Annotated in this window: 22 protein-coding genes; 19 read left to right on the forward strand and 3 right to left on the reverse strand. The window is 66.9% G+C overall.

Annotation, left to right across the window (positions count from 1 at the left end; genetic code table 11):
- Window positions 1-8 precede the first annotated feature (8 nt).
- From O9344_RS01165 to O9344_RS01215, 11 genes are read left to right on the forward strand one after another with little or no spacing between them, the layout of a single operon-like run.
- The gene (locus O9344_RS01165; RefSeq protein ID WP_298471854.1) at window positions 9-446 is read left to right on the forward strand and encodes an SRPBCC family protein; all 438 of its coding nucleotides are present in this window, start codon (window positions 9-11) and stop codon (window positions 444-446) included.
- Between the two features lies 1 nt (window position 447).
- Complete coding sequence (locus O9344_RS01170) at window positions 448-900, forward strand: SRPBCC family protein (protein ID WP_298471855.1); 453 nt, start codon at window positions 448-450, stop codon at window positions 898-900.
- Between the two features lie 3 nt (window positions 901-903).
- Window positions 904-1,725: an FAD binding domain-containing protein gene (locus O9344_RS01175; protein ID WP_298471856.1), complete on the forward strand. Its 822-nt coding sequence runs from the start codon at window positions 904-906 to the stop codon at window positions 1,723-1,725.
- A 10-nt stretch (window positions 1,726-1,735) separates the two neighbouring features.
- Entirely contained in the window at window positions 1,736-2,218 is a 483-nt protein-coding gene (locus O9344_RS01180) for a (2Fe-2S)-binding protein (RefSeq protein WP_298471858.1), read from the forward strand.
- A gap of 10 nt (window positions 2,219-2,228) precedes the next feature.
- Window positions 2,229-3,980, forward strand: coding sequence for a molybdopterin cofactor-binding domain-containing protein (locus tag O9344_RS01185; RefSeq protein WP_298471861.1), 1,752 nt, complete (start codon window positions 2,229-2,231; stop codon window positions 3,978-3,980).
- A gap of 1 nt (window position 3,981) precedes the next feature.
- Entirely contained in the window at window positions 3,982-5,013 is a 1,032-nt protein-coding gene (locus O9344_RS01190; protein WP_298471863.1) for a molybdopterin cofactor-binding domain-containing protein, read from the forward strand.
- Between the two features lie 5 nt (window positions 5,014-5,018).
- Window positions 5,019-5,903, forward strand: a complete 885-nt coding sequence (locus tag O9344_RS01195) for a MoxR family ATPase (RefSeq protein ID WP_298471865.1) — start codon at window positions 5,019-5,021, stop codon at window positions 5,901-5,903.
- A complete protein-coding gene (locus O9344_RS01200) occupies window positions 5,900-7,030 on the forward strand; it encodes a VWA domain-containing protein (protein WP_298471866.1) in 1,131 nt (376 codons plus the stop codon). The genes O9344_RS01195 and O9344_RS01200 overlap by 4 nt, the downstream gene beginning before the upstream one ends.
- Window positions 7,027-7,896 (forward strand): amidohydrolase family protein, encoded by an 870-nt coding sequence (locus O9344_RS01205; protein WP_298471868.1) that lies wholly within the window; start codon window positions 7,027-7,029, stop codon window positions 7,894-7,896. Before O9344_RS01200 ends, O9344_RS01205 begins: the two co-directional genes overlap by 4 nt.
- Before the next feature lie 17 nt (window positions 7,897-7,913).
- On the forward strand, window positions 7,914-8,762 hold the full coding sequence (locus O9344_RS01210) for an MBL fold metallo-hydrolase (RefSeq protein WP_298471869.1): 849 nt from the start codon (window positions 7,914-7,916) through the stop codon (window positions 8,760-8,762).
- A gap of 52 nt (window positions 8,763-8,814) precedes the next feature.
- On the forward strand, window positions 8,815-10,419 hold the full coding sequence (locus O9344_RS01215) for an isochorismatase family protein (RefSeq protein WP_298471870.1): 1,605 nt from the start codon (window positions 8,815-8,817) through the stop codon (window positions 10,417-10,419).
- 337 nt (window positions 10,420-10,756) lie between these two features.
- Here O9344_RS01215 and O9344_RS01220 read toward each other — a convergent pair whose 3' ends face one another.
- Window positions 10,757-11,740, reverse strand: coding sequence for a hypothetical protein (locus tag O9344_RS01220; protein WP_298471871.1), 984 nt, complete (start codon window positions 11,738-11,740; stop codon window positions 10,757-10,759).
- Between the two features lie 32 nt (window positions 11,741-11,772).
- Window positions 11,773-12,450, reverse strand: a complete 678-nt coding sequence (locus O9344_RS01225; protein WP_298471872.1) for an isochorismatase family cysteine hydrolase — start codon at window positions 12,448-12,450, stop codon at window positions 11,773-11,775.
- A gap of 165 nt (window positions 12,451-12,615) precedes the next feature.
- Between O9344_RS01225 and O9344_RS01230 the strand changes: the two genes are divergently transcribed.
- From O9344_RS01230 to O9344_RS01255, 6 genes are all read left to right on the forward strand, one after another.
- On the forward strand, window positions 12,616-13,383 hold the full coding sequence (locus O9344_RS01230) for an ABC transporter permease (RefSeq protein WP_298471873.1): 768 nt from the start codon (window positions 12,616-12,618) through the stop codon (window positions 13,381-13,383).
- Between the two features lie 27 nt (window positions 13,384-13,410).
- Window positions 13,411-14,406: an ABC transporter substrate-binding protein gene (locus O9344_RS01235; RefSeq protein WP_298471875.1), complete on the forward strand. Its 996-nt coding sequence runs from the start codon at window positions 13,411-13,413 to the stop codon at window positions 14,404-14,406.
- Window positions 14,407-14,498: 92 nt separating this feature from the next.
- Complete coding sequence (locus O9344_RS01240) at window positions 14,499-15,239, forward strand: ABC transporter ATP-binding protein (protein ID WP_298471877.1); 741 nt, start codon at window positions 14,499-14,501, stop codon at window positions 15,237-15,239.
- 2 nt (window positions 15,240-15,241) lie between these two features.
- A complete protein-coding gene (locus tag O9344_RS01245; RefSeq protein ID WP_298471879.1) occupies window positions 15,242-15,613 on the forward strand; it encodes an SH3-like domain-containing protein in 372 nt (123 codons plus the stop codon).
- Complete coding sequence (locus tag O9344_RS01250; protein ID WP_298471881.1) at window positions 15,613-15,906, forward strand: SH3-like domain-containing protein; 294 nt, start codon at window positions 15,613-15,615, stop codon at window positions 15,904-15,906. The genes O9344_RS01245 and O9344_RS01250 overlap by 1 nt, the downstream gene beginning before the upstream one ends.
- A complete protein-coding gene (locus tag O9344_RS01255) occupies window positions 15,903-16,556 on the forward strand; it encodes a nitrile hydratase subunit alpha (protein ID WP_298471882.1) in 654 nt (217 codons plus the stop codon). The genes O9344_RS01250 and O9344_RS01255 overlap by 4 nt, the downstream gene beginning before the upstream one ends.
- A 151-nt stretch (window positions 16,557-16,707) precedes the next feature.
- Here O9344_RS01255 and O9344_RS01260 read toward each other — a convergent pair whose 3' ends face one another.
- Window positions 16,708-17,778: a LacI family DNA-binding transcriptional regulator gene (locus O9344_RS01260; RefSeq protein ID WP_298471883.1), complete on the reverse strand. Its 1,071-nt coding sequence runs from the start codon at window positions 17,776-17,778 to the stop codon at window positions 16,708-16,710.
- 94 nt (window positions 17,779-17,872) lie between these two features.
- On the opposite strand from O9344_RS01260, the gene O9344_RS01265 reads away from it, so the two are divergent.
- A complete protein-coding gene (locus O9344_RS01265) occupies window positions 17,873-18,649 on the forward strand; it encodes an ABC transporter permease (protein WP_298471885.1) in 777 nt (258 codons plus the stop codon).
- 3 nt (window positions 18,650-18,652) lie between these two features.
- The gene (locus O9344_RS01270) at window positions 18,653-19,441 is read left to right on the forward strand and encodes an ABC transporter permease (RefSeq protein ID WP_298471887.1); all 789 of its coding nucleotides are present in this window, start codon (window positions 18,653-18,655) and stop codon (window positions 19,439-19,441) included.
- Window positions 19,442-19,445: the final 4 nt, after the last annotated feature.

Genomic DNA, 19,445 nt, shown 5'->3' on the forward strand with positions numbered 1-19,445 from the left:
GATCGATCATGGCCCGCGTCTATGTCTCCAGCGTCATCAACGCCCCCGCCGCCCGGGTCTGGGCTCGGGTTCGCGACTTCAACGGCCTGCCGAACTGGGTCCCCGCCGTGGCGGAGAGCCGGATCGAGAACGGCGAGCCGGCTGACAAGGTCGGTTGCGTCCGGGCCTTCTCGCTGCGCAACGGCGACAAGCTGCGCGAGAAGCTGCTGGGCCTGTCGGATTTCGACATGTTCTGCACCTACTCGATCCTCGACAGCCCCATGCCGCTAACGGACTACGTGGCGACACTCCGGCTCACGCCCGTCACCGACCAGGACCGCACCTTCGTCGAGTGGTCGGCCGAGTTCGACTGCGCCCCCGACAAGGAGCAGGACCTCGTCTCCAACATCGGTGCGAATGTCTTCCAGGCGGGCTTCGACTCGCTCAAGCGCGCTTTCGGAGGGTGATGTGCCGAAGGTCGTGCGCAGCACCATCATCGACGCGCCGGTGGACCGCCTCTGGTCCGTGCTGCGCGACTTCAACGGCCACGACCAGTACCACCCGATCGTGGCGGAGAGCGCCATCGAGCGTGGCTATTCCTCCGACAAGATCGGCTGCGTCCGCCGCTTCACCCTGGCCGACGGCAGCGAGTTGCGCGAGCAGCTCCTGTCCCTGTCCGACCTCGAGATGACCTACAGCTACTGCCTGCTCGACACGCCCATCCCGCTGTTCAACTACGTCGCCCATATTCGCCTGCTGCCGGTGACCGATGGCAACCGCAGCTTCTGGCATTGGGAAAGCCGCTTCACGACGCCTCCGGGCCGTGAGGCGGAACTGGCGGAGAAGGTCGGCAACGACGTCTATTCCGCCGGCATGGAGGCCGTCCGCCGCCTGCCGGAACTCGAAGGTGCGGGGATCTGAGCCATGCCGATCGAGATCCGCACCGCCTCCACCGCATCGGAAGCCGCCGGGCTCCTCGCCGGCGACAGGCAGGCGCGCCTCCTGTCCGGCGGCACCCTGCTGATGCGCGATCTCAACGAAGGTCGCCTGACGGATGGCGTGCTTGTGAGGCTCACGGACCCGGCCTATCGCCAGATCGGCGTGTCCGGCAGCCGGGTCGAGCTTGGTGCCGGTGTCACCATGGCGATGATCCTGAAGCGCCGGGAACTCGCCTGCCTCCATGGCGCCGCCCGCGCCATCGGCGGGCCGGCCGTGCGCAACATGGCGACCGTCGGCGGCAACCTCTTCGCCGAGACGCCGTATGGCGATTTCACCGTCGCACTCCTCGCGCTCGACGCTCAGGTGATGGTTCTGCAGGGCTATGGCGCGCCGCGCGCCGTGGGGCTGGAGGAGTTCCTGGCGGGGCGCGGGCGGGCGTCCTCGGGCCTCGTGACCGCTGTGCAGGTAACGCTTCCCCAAAACCCCCTGGACTTGCGGTTCCGGAAAGTCAGCCGCGTGAGGCCCAAGGGCATTGCCGTCCTGTCGATCGCCGCCCTCCTGCCAACGTCCGGAGGCCGCGTGACCGGCGCGCGCGTCGCCTACGGCGCCATGGCGCCGACGCCTATCCGCGCCAAGGCAGTGGAAAGGGCCCTCGACGGCAAGGCGCTGGACGCCGCCACCATCGCGGCGGTGCGCGCCGTCGCGACCGAAGGCACACGTCCTGCGACGGACGCGGTCGCCAGCGACTGGTACCGCCGCGAGGTTCTACCGGTTCATCTGGCGCGGCTCCTGTCCGGTCAAGAGTGAGGAGAGGCACGTGGCGAAAGTACCCGTCCAGTTCCGCCTGAACGGCTCCGACCGCGCCGCCTTCGTGGCGCCGGCCGACAACCTCCTCACCCTTCTGCGCCGGGGGCTGAACGAGTTCGGCCCGAAATATGGCTGTGGTCAGGGAACCTGCGGTACATGCACCGTGCTCATCGACGGCGAGTTGCAGCTCTCCTGCCTCACCCTCGCCGCCACCTGCGAGGGCCGCCACGTCGAGACCGTGTCAGGCATGGCGAACGGGCCGACGCTCCATCCGATCCAGCAGGCCTTCATGGAGCATTTCGCCGCCCAGTGCGGCTTCTGCACGCCGGGCATGCTCACCGCCGCCCGAGCGCTCCTCGAAGCCAACCCTACCCCCTCGCGCGAAGAGGTCATCGACGGCATATCCGGCAACATCTGCCGTTGCACCGGCTATGAGGCGATCATTGAGGCCATCCTGGCCGCCGCCCGGTCTGGGCAGGTCAGGCGCGCCTGAGGAGGGCACCATGCTGGAATTCCGCAAGGACCTCTTCGCCGCGGAACGGGACGACAACCTCAACGTCGTGGGCAAGGGCGCGCAGCGCCAGGACATGCCCGGCCATGTCACCGGCCGCTCGCCGTTCTTCGATGATCACGCCTTTGAGGGGCTGCTGCACCTGAAGGTGGTGCGCAGCCCACACCATCACGCCCGCATCCGTCATATCGACACATCGGCCGCCGAGCGCGCACCGGGCGTCAAGCGCGTCCTGCGCGGCGCCGACGTGCCGGTGAACAAGAACACCCTGCTCAGTCTCATCAATTTCGGCAAGGACGACGAGCCGACGCTGGCGGTCAGCAAGGTCTCCTACAAGGGCGAGCCGGTCGTCGCGATCATTGCCGAGACCGAGCATCAGGCTCTCGCCGCGCGGGCGCTGGTGCGGGTCGATTACGAGGTCATCCCGCACGTTTTCGATGTTGAGGAAGCGCTGAAGCCCGGCGCACCCGTCGTCAACGAGACCTACCCGAACAACTACTTCGATTATCACGACCGTTACGACCATTCGAAGCTGCGGTTCGGCGATGTCGAGCGGGCGTTTGCCGGCGCCGACTTCATCGTCGACGACCGCTACCAGATGTCGCCGATCGAGCACGCGCCGACCGAGACCAACGGTTCGATCGCAGCGCCCGAGCAAAACGATCGGTTTGTCGTCCACTCATGCGCCCAGGGCTTGTTTTTCTCGCTTGGCACCGCCGCCAAGATCCTCAACCTCGAATCCAACCGTCTCCACTTCGTTGGCGGTACCGTCGGCGGCGGTTTTGGCGGCAAGGTCGATTCTCTTACCGAACCGCTGTCGATCCTCGGCGCGATGATGACGGGCCAACCGGTCCGCTACGTGCTCGATCGCGAGGAGGAGATGCTCTACGGCTCGCCGCGCGGCGCCGAGCGCATCTACATCAAGGATGGCATCATGCGCGACGGGCGCATCGTCGCCCGCCGCATCCGCAGCTACTTCGACGCCGGTGCCTATACGCGCCTGTCGAGCTACGCCGCCATCAAGTGCACCGCCCACCTGCCCGGCCCCTACACGATCCCGAACGTCAGCGCCGACATCTACGTCGCCTATACCAACCGCTGCCCGTCCACCGCCATGCGCGGCTTCGGTATCACTGCGGTCGACTTCGCGCTGGAGGTCCACATGGACAAGGGCGCCGAGGCCTGCGGCATGGACCCGATGGAGTTCCGGATCCTGAATGCCTATCGCGACGGCGACATGAAGGCGCATCGCCGCGTCGCCAAGAACACCGCCCTCATCGAATGCGTGCAGGTGGTGGCGGACAAGACCGGCTGGCCGCTTTCGGATCAGGCGCGACGGCAGAGCTCGCTGACCGGGGGCGGCGGCGCCCGCGCCGACATTCCCGCGACCGTCCTCGACGACAACGGCCGCATCGGCCGCCCGGAGACGCGCACCGGCCCTGTGACCGAGACGCTGCCGGCGGGCACCATGCGCATTCCGATGACGAAACAGCCGATCATGGAAGGCTCCGCCGAGGCCCGGCCGACACCGCCCGCCGTGCCGCAATACGAGCCCTATCGCCCGACCCCGCCGGCGAACCAGCCCGCATATCAGCCTCAGCCCTATCAGCCGACACCGACGGCCCCGCCGCCCACCCAGGCGGCGCCTCCATCGCCGCCCTCGGCACCGCCGCCCGCATCCGCGCCGCCGACGCAGCATGGCGCGGTGCGGTTTTCCTCCGTCTTCGGCACGAGGAGGCGCTGACATGGCCCGCCACCGGGGACGCGGCATGGCGTCCGTCAACTATCCCATCGGCATGAACCTCGGCGGCGATCCGAGCCAGGCGCTGATCCACTCCAATCCCGACGGCAAGTTCACCGTCGCGCTGTCGGCCATCGATCTCGGCCAGGGGATGAAACAGGTGACGCGGCAGGTGGCCGCCGAGACCCTGGGCGTCCCCATGGAAGACGTCTATGTCGACACCGCCGACAGCGATACCGGCCCGCACGACATGGGCAGCTTCGCCTCGCGCGGCACCCACCGCATGGGCAATGCCGTCATCGCCGCCGCCCGCGAGGCGCGCGGCGTCCTCCTGGAGGCCGCCGCTGAGGAACTCGAGGTCAATGCCGGCGACCTCGTCACCGACGGGCGCGGCAACATCCACGTGAAGGGCGCGCCCTCGCGCTCCATCACCGTCAAGGCCACCGCCCAGGCGGCGCAGTTCAAGCAGGGCAAGACCATTGCCGGGCGCGGCATCTTCCTGATCCCACTGTCGACCGTTGACCCGCAGACCGGCGAGATGAATCCCAACACCGCCTTCGCCCATGCGAGCCTCGTCGCCGATGTCGAGGTGGACGACGAGACCGGCGAGGTGACGGTCCTGAAGATGGCCTCGGCCTATGAGCTGGGGCGGGCGATCAATCCGAAGATGGTCGAGCAGCAGCTCGTCGGCGGGGCCTGGATGGGCATCAGCCACGCGCTCTACGAGACGCCTGAGCCCTACTATCCGGACCCGAGCCACGGGCCGCGCGACTTCAACGAATATCTCATGCCGGGCCCCGGCGACATCGCGCCCTATTCCATCACGGTGCTGGAGCGGCCGGCGCCTGACGGCCCCTTCGGCGGCAAGGGTCCGGGGGAGATGTGCGCCAACCCCGTGCTCCCGGCCATCGCCAACGCCGTCTACAACGCGGTTGGCGTGCGCGTGAACGACCTGCCGATCACACCGGAGAAGATCCTGCGCGGCATCAAGGCCAATGGTGGAGCGCGGCCACAGCCGCGCCGCGGCGGGGGCTGACGGCCATGGCGCTGCAACCGCCCATCGCCGGCCTGTCGAGCCCTGAGGCGCTGGCCGAGGCGCTGCGCTCGGCGCTCTATCTCGCCGACGACGGCATCGCCACCGCAGGCTTCCTGTCGCTCGCCCTCGGCAAACCGCTGCTGCTGGAAGGCGCGCCGGGCGTCGGTAAGACCGAGGCCGCCAAGGCGCTCGCCGGGATCCTCGGGCGGCAGCTCATCCGTCTGCAGTGCTTTGAGGGCATCGACGCCTCCGCCGCCCTCTACGAGTGGAACTATCCGCGCCAGATGCTCGCCATCCGCCAGGCGCGCGAGGGCGAGAGCGTCGACATCTATCGGGACGACTTCCTCATCGAGCGCCCGATGCTGGCGGCCCTGCGGCGGCCCGACTCCACCGTGCTGCTCATCGACGAAATCGACCGCTCTGACCACGAGTTCGAGGCCTTCCTGCTGGAATTCCTCTCCGATTTCTCCATCTCCATCCCCGAGCGTGGCACGCTAAGGGCCGCCGACCGGCCGGTCGTCGTGCTCACCTCCAACCGAACCCGCGACCTCCACGAGGCTCTCCGGCGTCGGTGCGTCTACCACTACATCCCCTACCCCGACCCGGCCCGGGAGGCGGCCATCATCATGCTGCGGTCCTCGGCCGTCGCCGAGAGCACGGCCCGCGCCATTGTCCACGCCGTCGGCCTCCTGCGGCAGGAGCCGCTGACCAAGCCGCCGGGCGTCGCCGAGGCCGTCGACTGGGCGGAGGCGGCCACCGCCCTTGCCCGCACCGGCGCATCCTGGCCCGAGGCCTTCCGCCGCTCCATCGGCACGGCGCTGAAGGACGAGGAGGATCTCGCCCTGATGCGCCCGCGCATGGACGCCTTCATCCGTGCGGTGGCGGCATGAGCGAGCGCCCCGCCAACGCGAGGTTGCCAGCTGCGACGCGGCCGCTCGTCGCCTTCGCGACGCTCCTGCGCGGCAACGGCTTCGCGGTGGCGCCGGAACAGACGGTCGCCTTCCTCGCTGCCGTGGACCTGCTCGGACCGCGGTCGATTGAGGACATCCGTCGCGCGGCGGCCGCGACGCTCGCCCCGCCCCACGAGCGGCGAGACATGTTCGACGCCCTTTTCGACGCGCATTTCCTCGGCGCGGCGGGCGAGCCCGGCGAGGATGACGACTTCCAGCCGGACGACGAGATGAAGGTCGAGGAGGAAGGCGCCCACCAAGAGATCCTGATCGGCGAGGAGATCCACGAGACCGGCCGCGAGGCGACGGCGGCGGAAGCCCTCGCCGTCCGCCGGCTCACTCCGCCGGACGACGGCGAGATGCTGCGCCGGTTCACCCGAGACCTTCCCGACGCCCTGCCCCGCCGCCGCGGCTATCGCCGCCGCCGCGCCCGGCGCGGCCCTGGCTTCGACCTGGCGGCGAGCCTCAAGGCCGCGATCCGCAACGACGGCGAGGTCATGTCTCTGAAGCGCTGGCGTCACGCTACGCGGGTGCGGCCGATCCTGCTGCTCGTCGACGTCTCCGGCTCGATGAAACAGCGCACCGATGCTCATCTCGCCCTCGCCCATGCGCTTGTTCACGGCGCACCGCGCGTCGAGGTCTTCACCTTCGGCACCCGGCTGACGCGCCTCACCACGGTGCTGAAGCACCGAAACCGGGCCCGCGCCCTGGCGCTCGCCGCCGATCTCGTCGCCGACTGGGACGGCGGCACCCGCATCGGCGACGCGCTGCAGGCCTTCCTCGGCGTGCCGCGCTTTGCCGGCTACGCCCGCGGCGCCGTGGTCGTCGTCCTGTCCGATGGCCTGGAGCGGGGCGACCCCCGCGCCATGATCCAGGCGGTGGGGCGCCTCGCCGCCCGCGCCCACCGCATCGACTGGCTCTCGCCGCTCGCCGCCGACAGCGCCTACCGGCCGGAAACCGAGGGTCTCGCTGCCATCAGGCCGCTCCTCGGCTCCCTCAGCAATGGCGGCACGACCGCCGCCGTCTGCCGGCACATCCTTTCACTCGGCAGGGAGCGCGCGGCATGATCGACGCCCATTTCCACATCTGGCGCCAGGCGGACCTGCCCTGGCTGACCGGGCCGATGCAACCGCGCATCTTCGGCCCCTACGAGCCGATCCGCCGGGACTATCCGATCGCCGAATACACGGCCGACGCCAACTCCGCCGGCATCACCGGCGCGGTCTATGTCCAGGCCAACTGGCCGGTCGACCGCTATTGCGACGAGGCAGCCTTCGTCTCGCAGGCCTCCGAGGAGAGCGGCTTTCCCATCGCCATCGTCGCCTATGCGGACATGCTGGCAGCTGACGCGCGACCTCAACTCGACGCGCTCGCCCGCAACGCGCTCGTCCGCGGCGTGCGCATGCAACTTCACTGGCACGAGAACCCGCTCTACCGCTTTGCCAGCGGGCCCGACCTCGCGCGCGATCCTGTTCTGCAGCGCAACGTCGCGAGCCTCACCGCCTATGGCTGGAGCTTCGACCTGCAGGTCTTTGCAGGCCAGATGGCGGGGGCCGCCGCCCTCGCCGAGGCCTGTCCCGGGGTGACCTTCGTGCTCCAGCACGCCGGCATGCTGGAGGATATCTCGCCGGCCGGCATCGCCGCCTGGCGCTCGGGCATGGCGCTGCTCGCAGCCCGCCCCAACGTCGTCAGCAAGCTGTCGGGCCTTGGCACCTTCCTGCGCCGCAACGACGAGGCCCACGTCGCCATGATCGTCCGCGAGACGCTGGGGCTGTTCGGCGCAGACCGCTGCCTGTTCGGCTCGAACTTTCCCATCGAAAAGCTCTGGACGAGCTATCCCGCGCTTTTCGCCGCCCATTGGGCCGCTGTTCCGCCTGGGGACCGGTCCGCCGTCTTCTCTTCAACCGCCAAGCGGGTCTACCGGCTGGCCTGACACATTCGGAGGAAACCATGCCACTCGAGATCAAGGTCCTCGACTACGGCGACATCGAACTGGAATCGAGCTTCCTGGTGCTCGGCCGGGGCTGCGGCCAGGTACGCCGCACCTACACTTACGGTTTCCTCATCCTCGGCGGCCCCTGGCCGGTGGTGGTCGACACCGGCTACCGCCACAACCAGATCATGGAGAGCCTAGGCATGCGCGGGCTCCAGTTCCACGAGAACATGATCGAGAACCAGCTGATGAAATTCGGCGTCCGCATGGGCGATGTGCGCTATGTCGCGCACACCCACCTGCATATCGACCACGCCGGCAAGGACGAACTCTTCCCGATGAACACGACGGTGATCATCAACCGTCGTGAACTCGAATACTCCGTCTCCGGCCTCATGCACCCGCAATATCCGGCGCCGGACATCAAACACCTCATCGACCGGCTGCACACCAAGCACGCGCTGCGCCTCGAAGATCTGGAGCTGACCGGCATGGTCGAGCTCTTCCCCGGTTGTTACCTGGAGGCGGCCGGCGCTCACACCGAGGGCTCGATGAACGTCCACGTCGACACCGCCGAGGGCCGGGCGACGATCTGCGGCGACGTCATCTATGACTTCAACGACCAGATCGTGAACCCTTTCCACGAGATCCACGCGAATGAGCCGCGCGTCACAGGCAACCACGGCACCTCCAAGCGCGCCGAGAAGGCCGCGATCAAGAAGCTGCTGAACTCCTCGCGATTCCTGCTCCCTGTCCACGACAAGCCGGCGAAGATCGAGGCCGGCCAAGTCGTGGCGCGGCTCGATATGGCCGTTCCGGGACCCATCACCCAGACCCTGCCGTCACGGCCCTGGTTCCCGGTCTGACGCCAGCCTCGCAGTCCATGCCTCACGGAGCCCAGCTGAGCGAGAGCCCCCCATGACAACCCATGTCGCCATAAGGCCGGCCTTCGAAGACCTCATCGATCTCTGGGCGCCGGTGCGTCAGCTCGGCACGGGGTTCCAGTTCACCGAGGGGCCGATCTGGAATCCGAAGGACGAGTTCCTGCTGTTCTCGGACATGCCCGGTGACGTACGTCGGCGCTGGGACAGGACCGGCATCCGCGAGGTCATGCGCCCCGCCAACAAGTGCAACGGCATGACCTATGACGGCGATCTCACCCTCGTCGTCTGCGAGCACGCGACCTCGACGCTGGTGCGCGAACGGCCGGACGGACGGCGTGAGGTTCTGGCCTCCCACTTCGACGGCCGCGAGCTCAACAGCCCCAACGACGTCGTGGTGAAATCCGACGGTGCCATCTATTTCTCCGACCCCTGGTACGGCCGCATGCCGGTCTATGGCGTCGAGCGGCCGCGCCAGCTCGGTTTCCAGGGTGTCTATCGCATCGCCCCGGGCGGTGGTCCGCCGCAACTGCTGGTCGACCGCTACCTGTTCGAACAGCCGAACGGCCTCTGTTTCTCGCCCGACGAGAAATGGCTCTACGTCAACGACACGGTGCAGCAGCTGATCCGCGCCTTCGAGGTCCTGCCGAACGGCAGCCTCGGAGCCGGCCATGTCTTCGCCTCTGGCATCGCCTCGCCGTCGGAACCCGGCGTGCCGGACGGCATGAAGTGCGATGCCGGTGGCAATATCTGGGTCTGCTGCCCCGGCGGCGTCTGGGTCTATGCGCCGGGCGGCGACCTCATCGGCAAGGTCAGGGTGCCGGAACTGGTCGGCAATCTCACCTGGGGCGGTCCGGGTTTCCGGACACTCTTCCTCACCGCCACCCATTCCCTCTATGCCGTCGACACCAAGGTTGGCCCGCGCGCCGAGCCCTACATGGTCGCTGGCGGTGCGCACCGCGCCGCGGCGGGTGGCGCGCCGAAGACCACAGCCGCCGCATCCGTTGGGCGCAACGGCGCGCTGAAATGCGCCCCCGGCTACGTCCTCGACGCCAGCCGCTGTGCCGTCATCGTCCAAGACATGCAGAACGACGTGGTGATGGAGGGCGGCGCCTTCGCCTCCTCCGGTTCGCCCGCCCATTGCCGCGAGCAGAGCGCCATTGCCAATGGCGTCCGCCTGACAGCGGCTGCCAGATCCAAAGGCGTGCCCGTCATCCATGTCTGGTTCATCGTCGAGCCGGGATGCCCGGGAGTGACGATGAACGCGCCGCTCTTCGAAGGGCTCGCCGACGCCAAGGCCATGGTGCGCGGCACCTGGGGAGCGGCGCCTGTTCCGGGGCTGGAGGCGCAGACCGGCGACCACGTCGTCGAGAAGCAACGCATGAGCGCATGGGAGGGTTCGCGGCTGGAGACGGTGCTCAAGGCTCTCGGCCGCGACATCATTATCGTCACCGGCGCCTGGACCAACATGTCCATCGAGCACACCGCCCGGACGGGGGCGGATAAAGGCTATTACATGGTGGTGCCTGAGGATTGCTGCTCGACGATGAACGCCGAATGGCACACCGCCTCGGTCAATTATGCACTGCAGAATGTCTCTGTGGTCACCGATGCTGACGCGGTCATCGCCGCCTGGGCCTAGAATGGCGTCACTCTGAGGTCTTAACCTTAGGCGACTCGTCGCAATCGTCTTCAGGGCGCAAGCCGGCTCAAGCTTAGGTCCGGCGCCCGTAAGTGGACCCTATTGAAGCCGGGCCCGCTTCTGTGCGTCGGCAGGAGGTCTCGTTCTGAGGCAAAAAACTCATGGGCAACGAGCTGACCGGCCGGGAGATTTTGCGGGTCGGCACCAAGGGCTTCCTGACACACATATCCGCTTAGGGCGCCATGACAAACGTCCACTATGCAGGGCGTGAAGCGGACACTCGCAGACGTTTGCGGGTCCTAGTCGAGAGGTGAGACATCGAGCGGAGCGGTTCACCTTACTCCGCGGCGTCTCGTGGATCGAAAACGCTACGCCACGCTTCCAGGCTTGGGGATGAAGGGCCCCCTGCAGCAAGCTGCCTGAGCGCGACCCGTAGAGCGTGACGTTCGAACTTCCCCAAGGGCGCAGCGAAGGTGTGCGGATCCTGCGCGGCCGATACCCCTCGGCGGGCAGCGTTCTTCACGTCTTGCAAGCTGGGACATCCGAAGCGGGAGAGCAGGTCTTCAAAGCACCCATGTGCAGCGGCGTTGTATGGGCGGGCATAGCCCATGGCGTCCCTGACGGGATGAGCGGGAATGAGATGAGCGCAAGGCACGAAGCCCTCGGGAACCGGCTCCGTTGCTGCATGAGTGCGACCGCTTTTGATCAGCTCCGGCAGGACATGCGTGTGCGGCCCCGGGGGGCTCCGGCCCTCGGCGGGAGGAATCCCCTGATAGACCTCGCAGCGCGCGAACCGAGCGATGAAGACCCGATGTGGACCCGCAGCGATGACAGCGCTCATGACGGGATTGCCGGGTTCGAACAGGGACCTCCCCAAATGGTCCCGAAGCAGCCCACAAAGAGTGGAATCGGACACGCGGATGCAGACATCAACCTGCCGCGTTCCGAGCCCCATGTCGAAAAGGATAGCGGCCCGGTCCTCCGGTCGGATGGCTGCGTCATCGGCTCCCATCTCGGTCAGGACGGTGCGGCGGCTCGTCTCGCATTGAGCGTCCCGCAAACACAGGGAGACGCGATGGCCCCACATGGAGCCGGTCGCTGACTCCGAGGCAAATGCCTTCACGCCGTCGAGTGAACCAAAACTGATGCCGCCACGGCTGGTGGATACCGACATCTGACGCGGCTCGTCCACGATGACGACGGGCTCGCTTTGATCACGCATGAATTCGGCGATAGCGCCAAACGTGCCGACAGTCCACTGGCTATCGGGATCGCCAAGGTGGTCCCGAACGAGCTGCCGAACATCTTCCGGATCATTCATCGGGAGCCACCGCCGCGTTGAGGCTGAGTTGGTCAAGGCAAGCCGGCGACAATGGCATCCGAGTCGCTGACGGCACCGAAAACACCGCCCTGCATCTTGACCATCTTGATCGCAGCCAGGTGGTTTCCATGGTCAGTGGCACCACAGCAATCTTCCAGCAACAGACACTCGAAGCCGCGATCATTGGCCTCCCGCATCGTGGTGTGCACGCAGACATCAGTCGTGATGCCCGTCAGGATCAGGTTGCGGATGCCCCGCTGGCGCAGGATCAGTTCGAGATCCGTGGCGCAGAACGAACCCTTGCCGGGCTTGTCGATGATCGTCTCGCCGGGAAGCGGCTTGAGCTCGTCAATGATCTCCCAGCCCGGCTCACCACGGACCAGGATTTTCCCGCAGGGCCCGGGGTCGCCGATTCCGGCGCCGATCTGCTGCGACCGCCATCGCTTGTTGGCGGGTAGGTCGGCCAAATCAGGGCGGTGTCCCTCGCGGGTGTGGATGATCCAGTAGCCCTTCTCACGCATGACCGCGAGCACCCGCTTGATGGGCTCGATCGGCGCCCGGGTGAGCGACAGGTCGTAACCCATGGCATCGACATAGCCACCCTTGCCGCAAAAATCGGTCTGCATATCGATCACGATCAGGGCGGTGTTGGCAGGCCCGAGAGCGCCGTCAAACGGCCAGGCATAGGGGTCGGAGGGGATGGTCGGCATGGGGCGGTCCTCGATGAGGCGGCATTGTTCGTGACCAGCGAGCAAGGGCCATGCCTGTTGGCATCCCTCTTGCGGACCTCAGCAATCAAGCACTGCCCAACTGTATGCACCGGGCCGCCGATGCACAACATTTGCGCGGAATCGCAAAATTCAAGGAGCAGTTGTATGCAATCTGACCGACTCACACGCTATGCCTGGATGGCGGTGGGTCCGCTCGCACTGTTCCTCGTCTGGTATGCCGTCCATCTCGCCGGCCTCGTGACGCCGAAGCTTCTGCCCTCCCCTGTGCGCACTCTGCAATCCGTGTGGACCAATGCCATCTCCGGCGGTCTCGGTCCGGATTTCCTCCGCACGCTGTGGCGGACATTGCAGGCTTTCGGCATCGCTGCTGCCTTCGGGGTTCCCATCGGTATCGTCATCGGCGCGAACGAGAAGCTCTATCGCTCGATTGAATTCCTCATCGACTTCTTTCGGTCCACGCCGGCGACCGCGATGTTCCCGCTTTTCATGATCATCTTCGGCCTTGGGGACTTCTCGAAGATCGCGGTGGCTGCCTTCGCCGCCTGGCTCGTTGTGCTGTTCAACGTCGCCTACGGGGTCATGAACGCCCGGCAGACGCGCATTCTGGCGGCCAAGGTGATGGGCGCGTCCCGGGCCCGCATCTTCAAGGACGTGATGTTCTACGAATGCCTGCCGCAGACCTTCGTTGGTCTGCGCACCGCAGTGTCGCTGGCGCTTGTCGTCATCGTCGTGGCCGAGATGTTCATTGGCTCGGACGACGGCCTCGGCAAGCGCATCATCGACAGCCAGATCACCTTCGACCTGCCGCAGCTATACGGGACGATCCTCGTCAGCGGCATCCTCGGCTACGGCCTCAATCTCATCTTCCTCGGCCTCGAGAAGTGGCTGGTCCATTGGTCCGGCCGCGCCTGATCCGCACGTCATCCCCAGGAGCGAACCATGACGAAGAGACGCGAATTCATCCTTGGACTCGGTGCCGCCGTGGTCGCCACGGGCGCCCCGCAGGCGCCTGCCCTCGCGCAGGCGCGCGACAAGGTGGTGGTGTCCTGGCTGCCGATCATGCAGACCATGGCCTTTTATGTGGCGCAGGAAGAAAAGCTGTTCGAGAGAGCCAATATCGAGATCGAAGCCGCGCGCTTCCAGGCGCCGAACCAGATCATCGACAGCCTCGTCTCGAACCGGGCGGATGTCGGCGCCCCCGGCGCGGCGGCAGGCATCTCGGTCCTCGCCGAGAGCCAGTTCCCCGGCACGTTCAAGGTCTTCGGGCTGCAGGGCGGCGGCATCGGCGTCAACCGCATCAATGACGGCCTCATCGTCGCCAATGCGTCCCCCATCAGCTCGTTCGCGGACCTCAAGGGCAAGACCCTCGGCCACCTGCCGGGCATCCAGTGGCGCACCATCTCCCGCCACATGGTCCGCAAGGCCGGGCTCGACCCTGACAAGGATGTGAGACTGGTGGAACTGGCCGTCGGCCTTCAGGTCCAGGCCGTCATCGCCGGATCCGCCGATGCAACGCTCTCGCTGGAGCCGGTCGGCTCCATCGCCGTCGCCCTCGGCGAGGCCAAGCGCGCCATGACCAATCCGGTGGCCGCGGTGATCGCCGATCCCTTCTATTCCGGCTGCTCGCTGCTCACCACCAAGTTCATCAAGGACCGGCCGGCTGTGGCCCGCCGCGTGGTGGAGGTGCTGGACGAGGCAACCCGGCTCGCCGAGACGCAATACGAGAAGTACCGGCCGATCCTGCCGAAATACACGCCGGTCCAGGCGAACCAGGTGGGCATCGTCGCCCAGCCCTATCTGCGTGCCTGGCGGGACCTGAACGAGACCGACCTCAAGTCCTACCAGGCCCTGGTCGATGTCTTCTCCGCCGAGGGCGCGCTGAAGACCCCAATGAAGGTGCAGGACATCATCCTGAAGCCTGCGGATCTCGCCTGATGACACTGGCGCAGAGGACGCCCGCGGAGGAGGCGCCAGCCGGTGCCTCTTATCCAGACCTGCGGTGGTTCCCGCCGGGGACGCACATCACCGTGCGCGGGCTGAAGAAGGCCTTCGATGGCAATCCCGTCTATGTCGGCTTCGACATCGACCTGCCGAAGGGCAAGATCGTCTCGGTCTTCGGGCCGAACGGTTGCGGCAAGTCGACCTTCATCAACATGGTGGCCGGCCTCCTGCCGATCGACGCGGGACAGATCCTGTTCGAGGGCAAGACCATCGCCGAGACCCGGATCGGCTACGTCTTCCAGAACTACCGAGAGGCCCTCTTCCCCTGGCTCCGCGCCATCGACAACATCCACTATCCCCTGCGGCTGATGGGCATCGGCAAGGCCGAGCGCGAGCGGCGGATCGAGGAGCTGGTGGCGGGGTTTGACCTCAAGTTCGACCTTCACCGCTATCCCTACCAGATGTCGGGAGGGCAGCAGCAAACGGTATCTATCATGCGATCCCTGGTGATCGAGCCGGAGGTGCTGTTCCTCGACGAGCCCTTCTCCGCGCTCGACTATGAGATGACGCTGATCATGCGCGACCAGCTTCAGAAGGTGCTGGTGGCACGCGGCGTGACGACCGTTCTCGTCAGCCACGATCTCGAGGAAGCCGTCTACCTCGCCGACAAGGTTCTGATGCTGACCCGCCGTCCGTCGCGAATCGCCGACTACATGGATGTGGACTTGCCGCGCCCGCGCGATCCGTCCACGCTCACCGATCCGCGCTTCATCGATCTCAAGGCGCGCACGCTCGAGGTCTTCCAGAACGCCGTGAGGGCCAGCTGACCATGACGGACCAAGCCGACAGCGGGCCGCCCTATCGCGGCTACCATGATATCGGCGGCCTGCCGGGCGGCCCCGTGGCCTGTGTCGAACGGCCGTTCGACGACTGGCAGAAGCTGTCGGAGGCCATCCGAGGCGCGCTGGAGCAGAAGAACCGGACGGTGTCGCTCGACGAAATCCGCCGCGTCTTCGAGAGCTTCGGCGAACAGCTCTACGAAACGCTCGGGTTCTATGAGCGGCGCGCCGAAGCGCTGACGATCCTGCTCACCGAGAAGGAGATCGTCACGCGGGAGGAAGTGCTGTCGCGCATGGACGCCATCGCCGCCGGTCGCGGCCAGCGGGTGGACCATGCGGCCCGGACGGTGGAGCCGCTGTGATGCCGCGCTTCACTGCAGGGGACCGCGTCACGGTGCTGGATCTCGGCAAGCCCGGCCATGTGCGAATCCCCTGGTTCATCCGACACAAGACCGGGCGGATCGAACGCTATTGCGGCGCCTATCCCAATCCGGAGGACCTCGCCTTTGGCCGCCCTGGCCTTCCCGCCATCGACCTCTACCGTGTTCATTTCCCCCAGACCGAGCTGTGGCCCGACTATCCCGGCCCACCCGGCGACACGCTGGAAATCGAAGTCTACGACCACTGGCTGGAGCCGGCGGAGCCCCTGACATGACACCCGAGCCCATCGGCTACTCTGCGGATGCCGTCGACCCCTCGCGCCTTGTCGTCGAGGGCCACGAGGGTGCCGACTACTACGCCCTCATGACAGAGGCTATCCACAAGATCCTGTTGGAGAAACAGGTCCTTGCCCCGTCCGACACCGATCGCGTCATCGCCGCGCTTGAGGCCCCGAACGTCACCTGGGGCGCACGGATCGTCGCCCAGGCCTGGAAAGACCCGTCCTACAAGGCGCGCCTGCTGGCCGATGGATCGGCTGCTGCGAGGGAGATGGGTTATGCGATCAAGGAGGCCAAGCTCGTGGTGGTCGAGAACACCTCCTCCCTCCACAATATCATCGTCTGCACGCTCTGCTCCTGTTATCCTCGCTCGCTCCTCGGCCAGCCGCCCTGGTGGTACATCTCCAAGAACTACAGGGCGCGGACGGTTCGGGAGCCGCGCGCCGTCCTTGCCGAGTTCGGCGTGGCGATCCCTCCGCCGATGGAGGTCCGCGTCCACGATTCCAACGCTGACATGCGCTACTTGGTGCTGCCGAAAGCCCCGGCCGACGCCGCCGAACGGCGCTTCGACGATCTCGTCCGGATCGTCACCCGCAACATGATGATTGGCACCGAACTGGTCGAACCGTATCGCGATCGCGGATGACCGCTTGACGCCATCGGCGGCGCCGAAACCACCGTTGGACGGCGGGCGAGGGAGTCCAGCAAATGCCCCATGCATGTTGCGGCAGCCCAGAACGATCTTCGCGTCTCGGGCGCAGCGCGGCGTCCCCGGGGCATGGTGACCAGGGACCTCCTCAAGTCACGGCGCGGAGGCCTGTCGACCGGCGGACGACAAGATCCACCGGTATCTGAACCTCTGCGTCGATGTCCTTTTCCTCGATGAGGTCACAGAGCATCGCGGCACAGGTCGCGCCGATGCGGGCGGTCGGAACGTGCACGGTCGTCAGCGGTGGCGACAGATGGGCCGACATGTCGAGGTCATCGATGCCAACAACGGAGAGGTCGTCGGGGACGGTCAGCCCGCGGGCCTGTGCCTCGATCATGCAGCCGATGGCGATGAGGTCGATGCCTCCGATGATCGCTGTGGGCGGCTCGCCGAGGCCCAGCAGGCTGGCGCAGCCCGACCGCCCACCGGCCAGCGTGGTCGGAACCTGGATGGCGAGCCAATCCGGCACCGCGAGGCCCTCAGCGGCCAGGAAGGCCCGCGCGCCGTCCTGACGGGCTCGCTGGCGATCATTGAAGGCGTGGCTGCCGGTGATGATGCCGATCCTGCGGTGGCCGAGTTCGACCAGATGCTTCGCCGCGAGCTCCCCTGCCCGCTCGTTGTCGACCACCACGGCCGCATGACCGGGAATGCCGCGCCAGGTCAGGACCACCGGCACCTCAGTATCAGCGAGTAGCGCCTCGGTTTCGGGGGCCCGCTCGGCCCCGACCAGCATGAGCCCGTCGACGCCACGGCCGACGAGCATCTTGACCGCTTCGGCCTCCGCTGCCGCGTTATAGTCGTGGGAGGCAACGAGGAGCTGATAGCCCCTTCCGGCGAGCACCGCCTGCATGCTCTGCAAGGCGCGCGAGAAAATGGCGTTGTCGAGCGTCGGCACGACAGCGCCGATCGTCATGGAGCGCCCCGAGGCCAAAGCCCGCGCGGCCGCATCCGGACGATAGCCGAGGCGAAGCGCGCTCTGACGAACGCGGGCCAAGGTCTCGGCATTGAGCAATTGGGGCTGCGACAGGGCCCGCGAGACGGTCGCCGCGGACACGCCGGCGTCGCGGGCGACATCGATGATGCGAGCCTTGCGCGTGGATTTCATGCCCCATCCATGACTGAAAACTTTTTCATCCGCAATCGCACCGCGAACGAACACGATCCCGCGCCGCCCAACGTTGACATGGCCAGCCTGGCATGCAGCTATAGATGTAAGCGCTTTCATAAATTGCGCACCAAGGGAGGCGACCCGCATGGTCGGGCGCAGGGCAGGCATCGGACTGACGACAGTGGCGTCGGTCGGCGTCACGTGGTGGCTGCTGACCTCCGTCACCGGAATCGTCGGCTCGGCCCGCTTCCCCTCGCCTGCGGAGTTTGGGGTCTCCCTGAACCAGATCCTGACCCGCGGCTATGCAGGGGCAGGCCTTGCCCAGCATGCGGTGCACAGCCTGAAGCTGGTCGTGATGGGGTTCGCCGTGGCGGTGGTCACCGGCATCCCGCTCGGGCTCTGGATGGGCTGGGACCGACGCGTCGAAGCCTGCGTCAACCCGATCTTCCTCGTGATCCGCCCGATCCCGCCGCTCGCCTGGATTCCGCTCGCGATCCTCTGGCTGGGGCTCGGCGATGCGGCCAAGATCATGGTCATCTGGTTCGCCGCCTTTGTGCCCTCGGTGATCAACGCCTTTGCCGGCGTGCGCAACATTGACCGGCCGGTCATCGAGGCGGCCCGCATGCTCGGCACCCCGCGCTGGCGGATGGTCCGCGAGATCATCGCCCCGGCGGCCGCTCCGATGATCTTCACCGGCCTGCGGCTGTCATTGCAGGCGAGCTGGACGACGCTCGTCGCGGCCGAACTTGTCGGCGCGCTCGTCGGCCTCGGCTTCATTCTGAACATGGCCCAGCAGGACATCTATCCCGGCATGATCCTGGTCGGGATGGTGGCGGTCGGCATCCTCGGATGGGCGACAACATGGCTCCTCGGACAGGCGGAGCGCCGCGCGCTCGCCTGGAACGTCGCGGCGAGGGACTAGGCGATGACGCAGGCGCCGCTGTCCCTTTCGCAAAGGCTGGGCTGGGGCCTCCTCGGCGTCACGCTGCTGCTCGGCCTGTGGACGCTGCTGACCGCCACGGGCTTCGTCCCGCGGCAATTCCTGCCCTCGCCGCTGGAGGTCGCAACCCGGTTCACCACATTGCTGACGTCGCCCTTCGCGGGAGCCACCCTGCCGGTCCATCTGGCTTCAAGCTTCCAGCGCTATGCCTATGGTGTCATCCTGGCGGCGGCGGTCGGCATCCCGCTCGGTCTGCTCATGGGCTGGTTCCGCCTGCTCGACGACATCGTCACGCCCATCTTCGATGCCCTGCGCTTCATCGCGCCCATCGCCTGGGTGCCCTTCGCCGCCCTGTGGTTCGGCACCGGCATGGGCGGCCCGGTCATGATCATCTTCGCCGGCGCCTTCCCGCCCTGCCTCATCAACGCCTATCGCGGCGCGCGCTTCGTCGAGCCGCGACTGATCGAGGCGGCGCGGATGCTCGGCACCGGCCACATCCGGATGATCCTCGAGATCCTGCTGCCGGCGGCCGTTCCGTCGATCATCGCGGGCTTGCGCGTCTCGGCAGGCCTCGGCTGGCAGTCACTGGTCGGCGCCGAGCTGATCGTCGCCGCTGCCGGCGTCGGCTTCATGATGGTGCAAGCCCAGGGCAGCGTGCAGACCGCGACGGTCATGAGCGGGATGATTGCCATCGGCGTCGTCGGGATGGCCATCGACGTCGCCCTGCGACAGGGCGAAAGCTGGCTGCGCCGCCGGCGCGGGCTCGAAAGCTGAGGGT

The sequence above is a fragment of the Phreatobacter sp. genome, assembly GCF_027532945.1.
Lineage (GTDB): Bacteria > Pseudomonadota > Alphaproteobacteria > Rhizobiales > Phreatobacteraceae > Phreatobacter.

Coding starts and splice junctions, on each gene's coding strand:
- O9344_RS01250 (WP_298471881.1), top strand. CDS start 15,613: ATGCCGCGCTTCACTGCAGGGGACCGCGTCACGGTGCTGGATCTCGGC.
- O9344_RS01265 (WP_298471885.1), top strand. CDS start 17,873: ATGGTCGGGCGCAGGGCAGGCATCGGACTGACGACAGTGGCGTCGGTC.
- O9344_RS01220 (WP_298471871.1), bottom strand. CDS start 11,740: ATGAATGATCCGGAAGATGTTCGGCAGCTCGTTCGGGACCACCTTGGC.
- O9344_RS01245 (WP_298471879.1), top strand. CDS start 15,242: ATGACGGACCAAGCCGACAGCGGGCCGCCCTATCGCGGCTACCATGAT.
- O9344_RS01230 (WP_298471873.1), top strand. CDS start 12,616: ATGCAATCTGACCGACTCACACGCTATGCCTGGATGGCGGTGGGTCCG.
- O9344_RS01200 (WP_298471866.1), top strand. CDS start 5,900: ATGAGCGAGCGCCCCGCCAACGCGAGGTTGCCAGCTGCGACGCGGCCG.
- O9344_RS01235 (WP_298471875.1), top strand. CDS start 13,411: ATGACGAAGAGACGCGAATTCATCCTTGGACTCGGTGCCGCCGTGGTC.
- O9344_RS01195 (WP_298471865.1), top strand. CDS start 5,019: ATGGCGCTGCAACCGCCCATCGCCGGCCTGTCGAGCCCTGAGGCGCTG.
- O9344_RS01185 (WP_298471861.1), top strand. CDS start 2,229: ATGCTGGAATTCCGCAAGGACCTCTTCGCCGCGGAACGGGACGACAAC.
- O9344_RS01165 (WP_298471854.1), top strand. CDS start 9: ATGGCCCGCGTCTATGTCTCCAGCGTCATCAACGCCCCCGCCGCCCGG.
- O9344_RS01255 (WP_298471882.1), top strand. CDS start 15,903: ATGACACCCGAGCCCATCGGCTACTCTGCGGATGCCGTCGACCCCTCG.
- O9344_RS01215 (WP_298471870.1), top strand. CDS start 8,815: ATGACAACCCATGTCGCCATAAGGCCGGCCTTCGAAGACCTCATCGAT.
- O9344_RS01175 (WP_298471856.1), top strand. CDS start 904: ATGCCGATCGAGATCCGCACCGCCTCCACCGCATCGGAAGCCGCCGGG.
- O9344_RS01225 (WP_298471872.1), bottom strand. CDS start 12,450: ATGCCGACCATCCCCTCCGACCCCTATGCCTGGCCGTTTGACGGCGCT.
- O9344_RS01210 (WP_298471869.1), top strand. CDS start 7,914: ATGCCACTCGAGATCAAGGTCCTCGACTACGGCGACATCGAACTGGAA.
- O9344_RS01270 (WP_298471887.1), top strand. CDS start 18,653: ATGACGCAGGCGCCGCTGTCCCTTTCGCAAAGGCTGGGCTGGGGCCTC.
- O9344_RS01190 (WP_298471863.1), top strand. CDS start 3,982: ATGGCCCGCCACCGGGGACGCGGCATGGCGTCCGTCAACTATCCCATC.
- O9344_RS01205 (WP_298471868.1), top strand. CDS start 7,027: ATGATCGACGCCCATTTCCACATCTGGCGCCAGGCGGACCTGCCCTGG.